General features: G+C 70.9%; 13 protein-coding genes. 6 read left to right on the top strand and 7 right to left on the bottom strand.

What is annotated here, in order from left to right:
* Positions 1 to 365 precede the first annotated feature (365 nt).
* The 4 genes from ACGFYU_RS28160 (at position 366) to dnaB (ending at position 4974) form a co-directional block, all read left to right on the top strand.
* Positions 366 to 1838 (top strand): transcriptional regulator, encoded by a 1473-nt coding sequence (locus tag ACGFYU_RS28160; protein WP_393830104.1) that lies wholly within the window; start codon positions 366 to 368, stop codon positions 1836 to 1838.
* A 10-nt stretch (positions 1839 to 1848) separates the two neighbouring features.
* Positions 1849 to 2694 (top strand): DciA family protein, encoded by an 846-nt coding sequence (locus ACGFYU_RS28155; protein WP_393830103.1) that lies wholly within the window; start codon positions 1849 to 1851, stop codon positions 2692 to 2694.
* A 194-nt stretch (positions 2695 to 2888) separates the two neighbouring features.
* Positions 2889 to 3539, top strand: coding sequence for a hypothetical protein (locus tag ACGFYU_RS28150; RefSeq protein WP_393830102.1), 651 nt, complete (start codon positions 2889 to 2891; stop codon positions 3537 to 3539).
* A gap of 88 nt (positions 3540 to 3627) precedes the next feature.
* Positions 3628 to 4974, top strand: a complete 1347-nt coding sequence (gene dnaB / locus ACGFYU_RS28145; RefSeq protein WP_393830101.1) for a replicative DNA helicase — start codon at positions 3628 to 3630, stop codon at positions 4972 to 4974.
* Between the two features lie 51 nt (positions 4975 to 5025).
* Here dnaB and ACGFYU_RS28140 read toward each other — a convergent pair whose 3' ends face one another.
* Entirely contained in the window at positions 5026 to 5835 is an 810-nt protein-coding gene (locus ACGFYU_RS28140; RefSeq protein WP_393830100.1) for a hypothetical protein, read from the bottom strand.
* A gap of 8 nt (positions 5836 to 5843) precedes the next feature.
* The gene (locus ACGFYU_RS28135; protein ID WP_393830099.1) at positions 5844 to 7019 is read right to left on the bottom strand and encodes a cupin domain-containing protein; all 1176 of its coding nucleotides are present in this window, start codon (positions 7017 to 7019) and stop codon (positions 5844 to 5846) included.
* Between the two features lie 352 nt (positions 7020 to 7371).
* Here ACGFYU_RS28135 and ACGFYU_RS28130 point away from each other — a divergent pair, with 352 nt between their 5' ends.
* Complete coding sequence (locus ACGFYU_RS28130) at positions 7372 to 8616, top strand: transcriptional regulator (RefSeq protein ID WP_393830098.1); 1245 nt, start codon at positions 7372 to 7374, stop codon at positions 8614 to 8616.
* 45 nt (positions 8617 to 8661) lie between these two features.
* Here the strand turns inward: ACGFYU_RS28130 and ACGFYU_RS28125 are convergent, their stop codons facing one another.
* The 5 genes from ACGFYU_RS28125 to ACGFYU_RS28105 all read right to left on the bottom strand — a co-directional run bounded on the left by ACGFYU_RS28125 (position 8662) and on the right by ACGFYU_RS28105 (position 13432).
* Positions 8662 to 9180 (bottom strand): hypothetical protein, encoded by a 519-nt coding sequence (locus tag ACGFYU_RS28125; RefSeq protein ID WP_393830097.1) that lies wholly within the window; start codon positions 9178 to 9180, stop codon positions 8662 to 8664.
* Positions 9181 to 9560: 380 nt separating this feature from the next.
* Positions 9561 to 10337 carry a hypothetical protein gene (locus ACGFYU_RS28120; RefSeq protein WP_393830096.1) on the bottom strand — a complete coding sequence of 259 codons (777 nt, stop codon included), beginning with the start codon at positions 10335 to 10337 and terminating at the stop codon, positions 9561 to 9563.
* A gap of 11 nt (positions 10338 to 10348) precedes the next feature.
* Positions 10349 to 10621 (bottom strand): hypothetical protein, encoded by a 273-nt coding sequence (locus ACGFYU_RS28115; protein ID WP_393830095.1) that lies wholly within the window; start codon positions 10619 to 10621, stop codon positions 10349 to 10351.
* Positions 10622 to 10708: 87 nt separating this feature from the next.
* Complete coding sequence (locus ACGFYU_RS28110) at positions 10709 to 12679, bottom strand: hypothetical protein (RefSeq protein WP_393830094.1); 1971 nt, start codon at positions 12677 to 12679, stop codon at positions 10709 to 10711.
* Positions 12680 to 12898: 219 nt separating this feature from the next.
* Positions 12899 to 13432: a hypothetical protein gene (locus ACGFYU_RS28105; RefSeq protein WP_393830093.1), complete on the bottom strand. Its 534-nt coding sequence runs from the start codon at positions 13430 to 13432 to the stop codon at positions 12899 to 12901.
* Positions 13433 to 13558: 126 nt separating this feature from the next.
* Between ACGFYU_RS28105 and ACGFYU_RS28100 the strand changes: the two genes are divergently transcribed.
* Complete coding sequence (locus ACGFYU_RS28100; RefSeq protein WP_393830092.1) at positions 13559 to 13819, top strand: hypothetical protein; 261 nt, start codon at positions 13559 to 13561, stop codon at positions 13817 to 13819.
* The last annotated feature ends 7 nt before the right edge of the window (positions 13820 to 13826 follow it).

Here is a 13826-nt window from a genome sequence, read left to right as displayed (position 1 = left end):
CCAGTTCAGGCGCGCCAGTCGTCCCGCGCAACGGGGTCGACGCTCGATTCATCCCTCTTTTTCCGTTCCGTACCGGAAGTTAGATTTCCGGTAGGAAGCTACAAGAGCGGTGCTTTCAGAGCAGGCTCGCCGGGAACGGTCGCAGCGCCGGCCACTCGGCTCGTGCACCTGCTCGCGGACGACGTCCACAACTGCGTCGGCGGGAGCGTCCGCGAGGGCGGCTTCCCGTGTGGCGGGACGGGTTTCCAGATTTCTGCCCGCCGGGCGGGAGCGAACCGGGTACCCGCCGCTTCCCGGACTCTGTCCACAGGCTGCCTGCGCCAGGCTGCCGAGATGATCTCCATCTCGTACCCTCGGGCGGACCGGTGAGCGCCGTGGCGGCGCCGGCCGCTGTGCTGATTCCTGCTCCGCGTGCGTCGGTCGACGGCGACGCGGTCTCCGTGCTGCCCGGCCTGTTCGTGCCGGAGGCGATGCAGTGGCTGTCGACGTCGTCGGGCCGGGTCGCGCTGGATGGGTACTCCTGGATGCAGGCGGTCCACTGGGTCGCCGGGTCCGGGCTGTACGAGCCGCGGCAGCACCGGTCGCACGGGCCGCGCAGCTTCGGGCCGACGACCGTCTACATCGCGCAGCTGCTCAGCGAGCTGTCGCCCTGCCGTCCCGGCATCGACTACCTGATGAGGCGTACCGGGCTGTCGGAGCGGGCTGTCGAGTACCACCTGCAGATGCTGAGGGAGACGGGCCTGCTCGCGTGGGTCGTCCGTGGCACCCGGGTCTCCGGCGGCCCGGCGCAGGCATCGGAGTTCGCGCGGATGATCCCGCCGGCCTTCGACGTCGCGCTGGGGATCCGCACGGTGCAGCGGGATGAGGACGCTCCGGCGTACACGCGGGCGGTGTCCGGGATTGCGGAGTCCAAGCGGGAGCTGATCGCGAAGCTGGCGAAGAAGGCGTCCCGGAAGGTGCGTAAGCCGCGCTCGAAGACCTCCTCGAAGGCCCCGGCGAGGAGTGCCATAGAGGGTGCTGGCCAGGGCGTTGTGACGGCTGTTTCCGGTGAGAGCCGTTGCACCCCAATGCAGGTGGGTACCTCTGGTCTATCTCCTGCAGCAACTACCTCGCTTCCCTCTGAGACGACAGACGTCGCCAGCGGGGAGAGCGAGTCGTTCACCAGGAAGAAGTCCGGCAAGCAGGCTCGTCGGGGGATCAACAGCGTGGGACGGCGCTACCAGCTGGCCGCTGAGCTGATCCGGGAGATCCCCTGGCTGGGCCGGGCCTCGACGCCCCGGATCGCCTGGGTGGTCCGGCACGTCGCCGACGCCGGCTGGAGCGCTGCCGAGGTCCAGGCGTGGCTGCACGCACGCGGCCAGGTCGACACCGTTCACCGCGCCTCGGGGCTCCTCGCGACACTGTTGCGCGGCGCCCACGAGATCGTCCGCACCCCCGCGGCCCGGGCCGGGCTGGTCTCCGACTGGCGGGACTCCCGTATCGCCGCAGGACGGCGCCACCAGGAGCTCGAAGCAGTACCCCAGGGCCCCCGCAGCCGGGCCGCGCAGGCCGCGTGGATGCCCTACCTCACCGCCCGCCAGGCCCTCACCTCCGACTACGACAGGACCGCAGGCACCGTCGTTGACCAGCACTCCAGCCACGGACTGAGCTCTCTGGAAGTCGCAGACATGAGGGCCCTGGCCAAGGCCGAGTACGAGAACGGCCAGAGCACGCTGATCCGCTCCATCCTCAGCAGCTCCGGTCGTAACGCCGCCGACATGGTCTTCGGCGCCGAGCTCGTCCACCGCGCGCTCAACATCCCCCGCTCCGCCCGCCCGACCAGCCCCGCATACCGGTAGGGAGCCCTCGATGACCGAAACGATCACGACCACGCAGGCCCCGACGTCCGGTGTCGACCTCGCCCGCCAGGCCCTCGCTGCCGCCCGCGCCGCAGCCAGGCAGCGGGGTGAGCGGCCCAGCGGGTCCCGCAAAGCCCGTCGCAGTCCCACCAGCCGACAGGCCGACGGCCGCGAGCCGATCGGATTTGCCGCACTCCTGGCGAACCTCGTCACCGACCGGGCCTGGGAACTCCCCTCCGCCGGAGGATCCTTGGTCGACGAATGGTCGGCTGTCGTGACCGACCTCACCGGACACGTCGCCCTCGTCGGCTACGACCCGGACACCGGCGAACTCGCGGTGCGCCCCGCCTCCTCCCCCTACGCCACCGCCGTCCGGCTGCGTACCCGCCAGCTCATCGACAACGCCAACCAGGTCATGCGCTCCGCGACTGCCGTCCGCACGATCCGCATCCTTCCGCCTGGCACCACCCCCGCCATCCCCCACCAGGCCGAGGCACCCCGAACCAGCACAGCCCCTGCTCCCGCTCCGCCACGGGCAGAGCCCTACGAGCAGCCCGTCGGCTACCGGGAGGCCATCGCCCAGCACCGCGCCCACCGCTACACACCCCCTGCGGACACCCGGATCGCCCGGGCGGCCCGCGAGCAGATCCGCACCAGGATCCTCGAGCCCGAGACCGCCTTCGCCGAAGGCCGGGCCGAAGCCGAACGCCTCCGCGGAGAGGCGGAACGAGAGCAGGCCCGGGCATCTTCGGAGGCCCGGGCGCTGGCTCGGTCGCGCGCAGAGAGGGCCGGCCTCGGCCACCTCCCGCACCAGAGCACCGCGACCGCAGGCGAGTTCTTGGGCCGCACTGCCTGAGCGGCTCGCCTGTGAACGGCAACCCGTGTTCTGAGCGCCCCGGGGAGCCGCCTTCGCCCACGGCCAGGCTGTGGCGCGGGAATCTTCGCGGGAATCCGGCCGGACCGACCCGGGCCCCGGCAGAGCGCATCGTGAGCGTGGCTCACACGGAGAGGGGGGAGACTGGCGCCGTGGACGGCAGCGGGGAGGACGAGGTGGCAGAGCAAGCCGGTGGTCAGGACCTGGCACGACTCGCCCTGCGGAACGCGATCCAGGACGCCCGCTACAGCCGGGGCCGCGCCCACCGACTGCGCTCGCGACTGGGTCCCCGGCCGGGCGGGCGACTGCCCGTGCTGCTGAAGGTGACTGTCGCCGAAGTCGCCGACCACCTCGGCTGGCCCGTACCCGCGGAGGCCGTCGTGGTCACCCAGTGGCCGAAGCTCGCCGGAGACCTCGCCACCGGCCTGATCGCCGTCCACTTCGATCCGGTCTCCGGCCTGCTGAGCCTGCGGGGCACCAGCCCCGCATACGGGACCCTCGGGCGCTTTCGTACGCCGCAGATCAAGCACACCGTCAACAAGGCCCTCGGGCGGCAGCTCGTGCGGGAAATCGCCATCCTGCCGCCCGCCGCCGTGCACCGCCCAGCTGTGTCCTTGCCGCCGCGGGCCTTCCGGCACCCAGAGCCGGCCCCCCAGGACGACGAACAACTGGTCCTCGCCGCCCGCCGACGGCAGGCCGCGCAAGGACCCCGCGAACCCGGGCACCGGTTCCCTCCCAACGACGCACAGCCGGCCACATCGCAGAGCGACCTTGTGCGGGCCCGCGCACTGGCACGGGCCCGCACAGCCCGAAGCTCCCCGTCCTGATCTGACCGGCCACCACCAGGATGGTCGCTACGCTGACCCGCGGCGCCGGAGCGCCTGGACCTCCGAGCACGACGTACGAAGGAGACCCGTGGCCGACGATGGCGCCCAGGCGGCGCAGCCCCCTCACGACCTGACAGCAGAGAAAGCCGTGCTGCGCGCGATGCTCCGCACGGTCGATGCCGTCGCCGACATCGTCGTCGTGCTCCTGGGCGACGACTTCTACCGCCCCGCGCACGAGCTGATCTACAACGCCGTCATCGCGGTCTACGCCCGCGGCGAGACACCCGACCCGGTCACGGTCGGCGCCGAACTCGCCAAGGACGACCAGCTGACGAAGGCGGGCGGCAACGTCTACCTACACACCCTGGCCCACGACCCGGCACCCCCCGGCACCTGGGTGCAGGCTGCCGATACCGTCCAGGCCATGGCCGTGCTGCGCCGCCTCCAGGTCGCCACCGCCCACATCGACGACCTCACCGCCGACGCCACTCCCGAGACCGTGGAACACATCATCAACACGGCTCAAGCGGAGATCCTCGCCGCCACCAGCCGCACCCGGTCCTTCACCGCCCCGTCCCACCCACTGGCCGACATCCTCGAAGGCGCCCTGGACGAGATCGAGACCATCGGCAGCCAGCCCGGCCAGATCGCCGGCATCTCCACCGGCTTCGAAGACCTCGACACCCTCACCGGCGGCCTCTACCCCGCGCAGCTCATCGTCATCGCCGGCCGCACCGCCATGGGCACCTCCACCCTCGCCCTCGACCTGCTGCGCTGCGCGGCCATCAAGCACAACCTCCCCGCGGCGCTGTTCGCCCTGGAATCCCGCCGCATCGACATCACCATGCGCCTGCTGGCCGCCGAAGCCCGCGTACCCCTACACCACATGCGCTCCGGCACCATGGCCGACGACGACTGGGTCCGCCTGGCCAAACGCCTGCCGGACATCTCCGAAGCACCGCTCTACCTGCAGGACGACCCCTGCACCAGCTTCACCGAACTCCGCGCCCGCTGCCGGCGCCTGCACCGCCTGCACGACCTGAAGCTCATCGCCGTCGACGACGTCCAACAACTCCACTACGGCACCAGGCCCCTCGGCTCCCGCTACGAAGAGGTCTCCGAGATCGCCCGCGGCCTCAAGCACCTCGCCAAGGAGCTCGAGGTCCCCGTGGTAGCCGTCTCCACCCTCAACCGCAGCCCCGAACAGCGTGCCGACAAGCTGCCGCAGATCAGCGACCTGCGCGACTCCGGTGCCCTGGAGGACAACGCCGACCTCGTCATCCTCCTGCATCGTGAGGACGCCTACGAGAAGGACTCACCCCGCGCCGGCGAAGCCGACCTGATCGTCGCGAAGCACAGGTACGGGCCCACCGCGACAATCACCACGGCCTTCCAAGGCCACTACGGGCGCTTCGTCGACATGGCACAGCACTGACCCTCGAAGGCGGCCGCCGTTTCCATTGGAAACGGCGGCGCGAAGGCGCAGCTACAGGTGGTTCAGGTGCTCGCGTACGGGGCTGGCGAGCTCGGCGTAGAAGTCGGTGCGGTCCTGGGCCTGGAGGATCTGGGCGGCCACGGTCAGCAGACCGGTGCGGGCCTCTGCCCGGTCCAGGACGGGGGCGAGCACGGTTCGGATCCGGGCGGCCGTGACGGGAGCCAGCAGCGCGTACAGATACAGGGTGGCGGCGTCGTAGCCGTACGGGGCGCGGCCCCAGCCTTCCCAGTCCAGGATGTGCGGGCCGCGGGTGATGTTGCCGTAGTGGAGGTCGCCGTGGGCGGTGCTCCAGGTGATGCGGGTGTCGGCCTGGTGGCCGGTGAACTGGGGGATGACGCGGCGCAGGTACTCCTCGCGTACGGCTTCGCGGTCCGTCGGCGGCGGGACGTCGGCGAGGGCGTCCAGGGCAGCGGTCGTCTCCTTCCACCATGTCTCGGGCAGGCCGGGGTCTGCGTCGAGGACGGGGCGCGGGGAGACGATCGGGTCCGGGGCGAAGGCGTACAGCTCGGCCCGGTAGGCGTAGCCCTCGGTGGTCCAGTCCCGGATTCGGAAGAGGCCGGGGCGGGGCACCGAGGGGGGCAGGGCGCGGGAGGCGGACGGGCCGTCCCACAGCGTCCCGCCCTCGGTGCCGGCCTCGGCGCAGACCACTCGGAGCCAGTGCGGGCCGGCGGCCGCCGACAGGGTCCGGCCCTGGTACCCCCACACCCGTCGGCCGGTGGCGCGCAGGCCGAACTGGTCGGCGGCGTGCCGCTGGGCGGCCAGCATCCGGTCGGCGGTGGCGGTGGCGGGGGGCTCGAACACGGCGGGTCCTACCTCGGGTGGGAGACGGCTGCCGCGTCCTTGGATACCAGCTCCGTGGCGAGGGCCGCGACCTGTTCCACGGTAAGGCCGGAGCGCTCGGCCAGGTCCCCGATGCTCAGGCGGGCGCCGGAGACCAGGGCCTCCAGCGCGGGCCGGACGCCGGGGTGGAGCTCCCATTCGTGTCCGGCGGCGCGCAGCACCACCGACGCGTCGGCACCCTCCAGCGCGGCCCGGGCGGTGGTGAGGGCCAGGATCAGCTCGGGGTCGGCGGGGACGTCGCCGATGTGCGGCAGGGACGGTGCCGGGCGGCCCGGGTCGCGGGCGTCCATGGAGGCGGCGAACTCGGCGACCACGTGGTCGTGGAGCGCCTCGGCGACCTCCTTGCGCAGTTGCTCGGCGTACGCGGTGCGCTCGGCGGGGCCGGCCACGGTCGGTACGTTCGCGCGCAGGGTGGGGGAGTGGAGGAGCTGCCCGGCCAACCACACCAGGAGGTGGTGGCCGGTCGCGGGAGTCAGGCCGCACGTCAGGTGCAGGGACCGGCCCTGCGTGGCGGCGACCGCGTGCCACCAGCCGCGCGGGACGTAGAGCATGTCCCCCGCCTGCAGGATGACCTCGGCGATCGGCGGACCGTCGGGCTTCTCGGGGGCTTCCACGTCCAGGCGGAGCGGGTCTGTGCGGGTGGCCCCGTACAGGTTCCACCGCTTGGCGCCTGCGAGCTGGAAGACCACGGTGTCGTGGTCGTCCCAGTGGATGCCGAAGGCTTCGGTGGGGTGCCAGGAGGCGTACAGGTTGGCCTGGACGTCGGTGCGGAAGTGCCGCTCCAGCGCCTCGGCCAGGTCCTGGACGCCGGGGTGGAGCTTGTCGACGGCGTCCAGGACCAGGGATGCGCCGGCGCTGATCTGCCGGTGCAGGCCGGAGGGTTCGACGCGGTGGCGGACCTCGGAGCGCTTGGTGACCGAGGTGTGCAGGTACTCGTACGGCGGGACCTGGGTGCCGTCGTTGAAGAGCCTCAGGCGCGGGGCGTCAAGGCGGTGGCGGGCGACCAGGTCGTTCAGGTCGTCCCACGTGAACAGGCCGCACAGTCCTGCGGCGGCCTGTGACCAGTGCTGGTAGGAGCGGCCGAAAGCCCCGGCGAGGAAGTCCCCGCCGAGGCTCCGGACCGCCGCGTTGATCGCGGTGGTCATGGTCGGCGATCAGTCGTTGCCGTCGCCCTTGCCGGTGCCCCCGCCGTCCGGGGTCCGGGTCGCGGCTCCCTTGATGGAGCGGCTGGAGAGGATCAGACCGTTCATGACGTACTCCTTCGTGTCGGATGGAGCGTGGACGGCGCCCGCCGCCCCCAGGCAAGGCGGGCGCCCAGTACGGGGCCAGCCGGGAGGGGGAGCCCCTGGAGGCGTTGTCCCGGCCGGTTCCGTTCGACCATTGAAGGTCTGGGGAAGACCACAGGGGAGGGCCGCTCCGGGGGGCCGATTACCCCTGCGGGGTGCCGCGTTGGGGGGCCAGGATGGTCTTTCGAGACCTGGACAGGGGAGGCCCGGCATGGTGAGCCCGGACGGAATCGGCGAGCTGCTGCGCACCATCAGGGAGCGGGCGGAGCGGACCCGCGAGCAGCAGGCCAAGCGCATGACGGCCGTCGGCCTGGTGTGCACGGTCGAGAACATCAAGCGCTGGGAGACCGAGAAGCGGTTACCGACTCCGGTCTGGCGTTCGGCGATCCGTGCCGTCTACGGCCTGACCGACGAGCAGCTGGACCGGGCCCTGGAGAACACCCGCAGGTACCGCAGGCAGCAGAGGATGGAGGACGACGACGTGAAGCGACGCAAGCTGTTCACCCTGGCGGCGGCCACGGCGGGGTTCGCCGTGCTGCCCGGCATCGCGCAGGCCCGGGAGGGCATCGACAACGGCCTGGACGCCGACGGCGCCGGGGATCTCGCCTACCTGGAGGGCGCCTTCGAGCGGCACCGGGGCGGCTACAACGGACGGGCACCCGACGCCGTCCTCGGGGAGATGCGTGAGGACCTGGCGCTCCTCGCCGCCGTCCTGCGCCGGCCCCACCCCGCGAAGGACCGCACCGACCTGGCACGCACGGCCGCCGGGATCTCCGGCCTGGTGGCGATCGTCCAGCACGACCGCGGCGACCAGGCCGACGCGCACCGCTGGTTCGCCACCGCGGCGAAAGCCGCCCGCGAATCCGGGGACCGGCGGATGACGGCCTGGGTGCTCGGCCGTCACGCCATGGTCGGCCTGAACTACGGCGCCCCGGGACAAGCCGCCCGCATCGCCGAACAGGCCCGCCGGGAGGCCGGCGCCCGCCCGTCCGGCGCGGCCGCACTCGCGGCCGCCGTCAACGCCCGCGCCCTGGCCGCCATCGGCGACGTCCCCGGCGCCCGCCGGGCGGTCGACGACGTTCGCACCCTGGCCGAGCAGCTGGACGGCCCCGAGTCGGCGGACACCTGGTTCGGATACCCGGCCCAGAAGCACGCGGTGCACCTCTCCCAGGCGTACACGCTGCTCGGCGACACCCGCGCCGCCTACCGCGCGCAGGACGACGCCCTGGCCCTGACGACCTCGCCGTCGGTGATGACCCGGGCCCTGATCGCCATGGACACCGCCGCGTGCCTGCGCGTCGACGGGGACCCGGGCGCGGCCGCCGCGATGGCAGCCGCCGTCTACGACCGGCTGCCGCCCGCCTACCGGACCGGCCTGGTGCACTCCCGCGCCCAGCTGCTGCACCAACACCTGGACGGCGCCCCACGCCGGCTACTCGGCGACGCCCTCGCCTGAGGCAACCGGTCAGGCAGTCTCTCCGAGCTGGCCGATGTCATCCGTTCAACCGACGTGCTCCTCACTGGGGCTGGCGGAGACGAACTGCCAGGCTTCTCCGGGGGCGTGGGGAGGGATGGTGAGGCGGATCGCATCGTGGTTGTTCAGCAGGAGCCGGCCACTGGCGTGCAGGTGGTGCAGGTGGACCCAGATCCTGTGCTCGGCGGCCACGTGCTGCTTGCCGCTGCAGTTCAGCCGAGGGCACACGTCTTGGTGCCCGGTCCCGTCGTGAACTCCGACCTTCTCTGCGAACTCTGCAACAGGCACCACATTCACCGTGTCGTTCGGTTCGTCGCCCTGGGCGTACACAATGAAGCCTGCTTTGATCCGGTCATCCAGGTAGGTGGCCGCCATCGGAACTCTGCCCTGGTAGAGAGGCAGCAGGAGCTCCTCGATCCGTGCGAAGAAGAGCCGGGTGTCCATGGGTGCAGCCGCCTGCAGATCGAACCTGCCGGTCAGCGGATTTGGCGTCAGCCATTCCTGGTATCCGTCGTAGGGCGGCCTGCCGTGGAACAGGGGATTCATCTACAGCAGTCGCTGCTCCCGGCGCTGTTCGGCCACCCGAGCCGCCTGCTTGTTGGGGCCGCCCTTGTTGTCCTTGCGCTTCTTCGCCATGCCCTCGGATTCTTCCGTGCTCCATCCGCGGAGCCGGGCTGTCAGACGCCTTCTCGTCAGCGCGTCCGAGGGAACTGCCCGTTCGCGGGATGACGTGTGCCGCCTCTCGCAGCAGCCGAGAACCATAGGTGCTGTCGGCCTGGCGGCCAACGCCGAGCTGGCACCTCAAGCTGGCGCGCGCCCCGATGACCGTTGGAAAAGGCCACCACCACGACGACGAAGCGGCGGTACGGGGCCAGGCTGAACTCGGCCGTCGTCCCTGTGCCCCTGACAGAACCGTCGGGTGTGGATCAGGTGACGGTGGCGAGCGCCGTACGGACTTCTGCGGCCAGGTGCTGAGGGTGGCTGGTAGTGGGTGTGGGCTCGAGGTCGATCCAGTTGCTGAAGTGGGTGCTGCCGTCCGGCTGCTGTTTGCCCTCGCTCTCTCGGGTCATGTTCCAGGCCGAGTCGCCGCGGTGAAGGCTCCAGATATCACCGTCGCGGGCGATCAGGACTTCGCATCCACAGCCGAATCCGCTGTCGTCTTCACGGTAGGCACCGGGCTCGTGGACGGTTCGGAGTTTGGCATCCGGGCCCAGCAGGCCGGCGACCGCGGCAAGGAGTTCGTGCGCGTCCCTGGGGAGTTCGACCATCCGGGGGAGGCTGTGGAGCGCGTCGATCACGCCGGGTGCGAAGCCGCGGGCGAACTCGACAGCGGCAGCAGCATGCTTCAGCCGGTCATGGGCGATGGCCGTGAAGGCCGTTTCCCGGCGGGCCTCCATGCGGTCGAGGGTGTCCTTGAGGGCCTGCAGGTTGGCCAGCACTCCTTCGAGCTGGCTGAAGACGGCGGAGGCGGTGGCCGTGATCTGTTCGGGGGTGTACAGCGCCCACTCACTGGCGAGGGCCTCGGTCAGAGCCTCGGCGGCCTCGGCCCCGGCGATGGACAGGGCGATGGTCTCCACGGGGTCGTTGGCTCCGGTTTCAGCGATCATCCGGATCCCGTTGCACACGTCGTGGACGATCCCGCGGTCCGTTCCGCCGTCCTCGTACGTCGTCCAGTGCGTGCGCCAGTCTTCGGTGTCGGCCATGGCTGTTCCCCTCAGTACTCGTAGCGAGCCAGGTGGTTGTCCATGTCCCGGTCGTACCCTTCGAGCCGGTCGAGGAAGGGGTCGAACGCTGCCCGGGCCTGGGCTGCGGTGATCTGGCCGGCCTCGAGGGCGCCGAGGAGCTCCAGTACGGCGGGGAGTTCGACGGCGGCGCCACGTCCCGGCTGGTCCTTACGGTGCTCGGAGTACGTGGCGCCTACGGTCCCGGCGACGCCGGGCAGCACGAGGGAGCCAGCGGTGATGTCGCGGGTGACGTCGTACGGCATCGGTGTCCTCCAGGTGGGTCGGGCGTGGCAGAGCGGGTGTCCTGTGTGGTGAAGGTCCGCGCCGGGCTGGGGGCGAAGGGGCCCGGGTCATACCCAGAAGGGGCCGCCGCGCTGGGACAGGATCGTCGGGGCGGGCGTGCTTTCGAGGACGGCCTGCCGCCACAGGGCGCGGTTCCTGTAGGGGGTCTCGTCGATGTTCTGCGGGTTGTGCCGCCACTCGGCCAGATGCTGGGCGACGGCTGCGAGAACAGCAGCGTCACCGGGCCCGCTCTCCTGCGGGGCCGCCGCGTGAAGGGCGGCGACAGCAGCGTCGGCCGGGTGGTAGCTCAGCTGCATCACGGGCTCCGGCGCGTCGATGCCCTGCCGGAGTTCGGTGATTGCCTCCTGGAGGTGCTCCTCATTCACCATGACGGGAAGCGCCAGTAGAGCTGCGAGGAGCACGGCGGCCTCGGCGGTGTTCAGCAAGGTGGCGTTGCTGCCGCTGAGGGTGTGGTGGAAGACCCGCAGGAGCACGTCGGTGAGGCGAGGCTTGGCCCGCCGGTCGTACAGGCAGTGGGCACACAGCCAGGTCATCGGCTTGAAGGGATTCCGGGGGTTTGGCATCCGGCCGATGAGTTCGCCCGCCACCACCGGCGCCGCACACAGGTTGCAGGAGCCGTCCGCGAGGGCGTTCTTCGTGCGCATTGGCGCGGCCAGGCCGCCGGGCTCGGCCGGCTCCGGGTGGGTGTAGGCGCGGTAGGAGGCGGGGTCCTCGATCCAGGCCCTCGCCTGGATGATGGCGTCTCGCAGCTGTTCGTCTGTGGCCTCGGCGCGGCTGGACGCGCCCATCCAGTCGTTCAGCTGCCGCTGGACGAAGGGGATCGGGTCGCGCAGCGCGCCCGCCAGCGGTCCCACGTAGGTGGTGAGGAGCTTGCGCAGCTCGGCTCCGTGCAGCTCGCCGAGCTCGTCGGAGGAGGGGGCGGGAAGCCCGGTCGGCATGGACGACGGGTCGTCCAGCCACCGCTCGACATTGGTGAGGGCGGTCCCAAGCTTGGCCAGTGAGACCCCTGACCTGCTCTTTTCCCCGATGGAGTCGTTGACGATGCCGTTGACCCGGCGCCCCTGCATGCCTGTGGCGGCGGCGAGTTTCTCCACCTTCCAGTTGATCCGCTGCCGGACCTGGTTCTCGGTGAGCAGTACGACCGGCTCACACGTCCGGCACGGGGCATCGGCCGCGGGGGCCGGCTGTTCGCCGCACTGCCCGCAGACGAAACCCGGGCACGCCGAACACAGGGTCTCCAGCTCCTCGCTCTCCCCGGGATCGGGCGGGCACAGCTCCTGGCGCATCTGCTCGGCGACCGACTGGCACTCGCCGACGCAGTTCTCGGCGGCGGCCCCGGCGCCGGGCTGCTGGACCAGAGCCTCGCGCACGGTGGGCCACAGCACGGTCGCGTGGGAGATGTCGTCGTGCCACCGCTCGAGCTGCGCGGCCCGGTAGGCGGCGAGCAGCCGCTTGTCGCTGCCGCCCGCCACCTTGCTGTGCTCGCCGTCGTCGAGGCAGCCGCAGGGCAGCCGTTCGGCGTATCCGCAGAACTCGGCGCCGAAGGACCCGCACTGCGGACACATCGTCCACTGGTAGGGCGAGTCGCCGTAGGTGAGCATCCCCTTCGCCTCGTGAAGCCGCCAAGGCCCGTCCCAAGGGTCGGGTCGCCCCCAGGTGTCGATGCCAGGGTCGTCGTCGGGGAAGAACGGGCCCTCGGACAGCAGCGTCAGCCCCTGCCACTCCTCCGGGACCTCTACCGGCAGACAGCGGCCGGCCTGCTCACCCCAGCCGTCACCCCAGTAGTCGCTGCCCTCGGCGGCCATGGCGAACCGGCCCCACCACACCGGGGACTCCAGCTCGGCCGCAAACCACATCCGCTGCTCCGGGAGCCAGAACGCCGGCGTTCGCGGCGAGCCCTGGCTGTCGTAGAAGGTCACCGGTTCGTACGCCCACGGCACCCGCAGGTGGTCAAAGAACACCGACCAGCGCGCGTGCAGCTCCGTACGGAACTCCACCCTGATCACCTCGTACGCCATGAGCCGCTCCCTGCATCTGGTTCTCGCCGGGCCCACCTTCCACCCGGAAGCGTGAGGACTCATGAGCTCTGTCACCGGTTCAGCCCATCTGTGTCCCTCCGCAGAGGTACTGGCCCGTCGGCGCCGTGACCGGCTGGGGACGCGCGCTCAGGCGACCGGCCGGCGTGGCGGAGCCATGGGAACGGGCCGACCTGTGAGCCGGAGGCCAGCAATTGGCTACTACCGGTCGTGGAGTGCGCATCCCTTGGAGGAGTAGCAGAACGGGTCCTCGACCATGTGCCGGGTCCCCTGGTAGACCTCATTCCACGCGTCGGCGTCGTACGGGTGGACGATCACGCGCTGCTCGGCGGCCGCGCCCTGGTCCGCCGCCATGATGTAGGGGAAGCGGTGACGGGCGGCAGTGATCCTCGGGTCTGCACCTGGGGAGAAGGCCACCGAAGGGTTCACCCACAATCGGGCGACACCGTCCACGTCTCCTTCCAGCGCCAGAAATTCGTGCTCAGCGAGCCACGCCACCGCCTCCCGCAGGCGCACGACGGTGACATCGAGCTGCTCCGACCATCGAGCGAACTCGAACAGGACCGGCCCGCTGCCCTGCAGCTGGCAGGAAAGGATGGCCAGCACATCCCTGATGGTCCCGCCCTCGCCTCCGCGTTTCTTGCCGCTGGCCCGGGCCTGAATGAGGTGAAGAAGGCTCGCGGCCCTCGCAGCCGGCCCGCTGATGAAGCCGAAGTCGCACGTGCAGCTGGTCACCCCACACCAACGGTCCGGCTTCGACGGAAGCTGCCCTGCGGGAAAGAACCTCACTCGGATGGCTGTGAGAGCGCGATATTGTGGAGCTTCTTATCTGCGGTTTTGTGATCTGGCAGGAGTGCCCGCGTGCCCGAGGACCCCATCGCTCACGGTGAGCTCGCCGCGCTGACCCGGCGCCACGAGCAGGCTCAGGATCAGAACGTCCGCGAGTTCGGGATCATCAAGAGCGAGCTGACCACCCTCCAGCTCAAGGTCAGCAACCTCGACCAGAAGGTCGACAGCCTGATGAGCACGGTCAGCGGCCTGGAACAGAAGATCGACCGGAACCAGGCCCAGATCGTAGAGCTGCTCACCCAGCTCGTCGGCCAGCGCCCCGACGCCAGCTGATCTTTCC

It is taken from the genome of Streptomyces sp. NPDC048337, from assembly GCF_043201175.1.
Taxonomy (GTDB): Bacteria; Actinomycetota; Actinomycetes; order Streptomycetales; family Streptomycetaceae; genus Streptomyces.
This window is presented reverse-complemented; position numbering and strand designations above follow the sequence as displayed.

What these genes read in the sequence shown, in the direction of transcription:
- ACGFYU_RS28155 (WP_393830103.1), top strand. Translation starts at nt 1,849, where the DNA reads ATGACCGAAACGATCACGACCACGCAGGCCCCGACGTCCGGTGTCGAC.
- ACGFYU_RS28135 (WP_393830099.1), bottom strand. Translation starts at nt 7,019, where the DNA reads ATGACCACCGCGATCAACGCGGCGGTCCGGAGCCTCGGCGGGGACTTC.
- ACGFYU_RS28130 (WP_393830098.1), top strand. Translation starts at nt 7,372, where the DNA reads ATGGTGAGCCCGGACGGAATCGGCGAGCTGCTGCGCACCATCAGGGAG.
- ACGFYU_RS28125 (WP_393830097.1), bottom strand. Translation starts at nt 9,180, where the DNA reads ATGAATCCCCTGTTCCACGGCAGGCCGCCCTACGACGGATACCAGGAA.
- ACGFYU_RS28120 (WP_393830096.1), bottom strand. Translation starts at nt 10,337, where the DNA reads ATGGCCGACACCGAAGACTGGCGCACGCACTGGACGACGTACGAGGAC.
- ACGFYU_RS28115 (WP_393830095.1), bottom strand. Translation starts at nt 10,621, where the DNA reads ATGCCGTACGACGTCACCCGCGACATCACCGCTGGCTCCCTCGTGCTG.
- ACGFYU_RS28110 (WP_393830094.1), bottom strand. Translation starts at nt 12,679, where the DNA reads ATGGCGTACGAGGTGATCAGGGTGGAGTTCCGTACGGAGCTGCACGCG.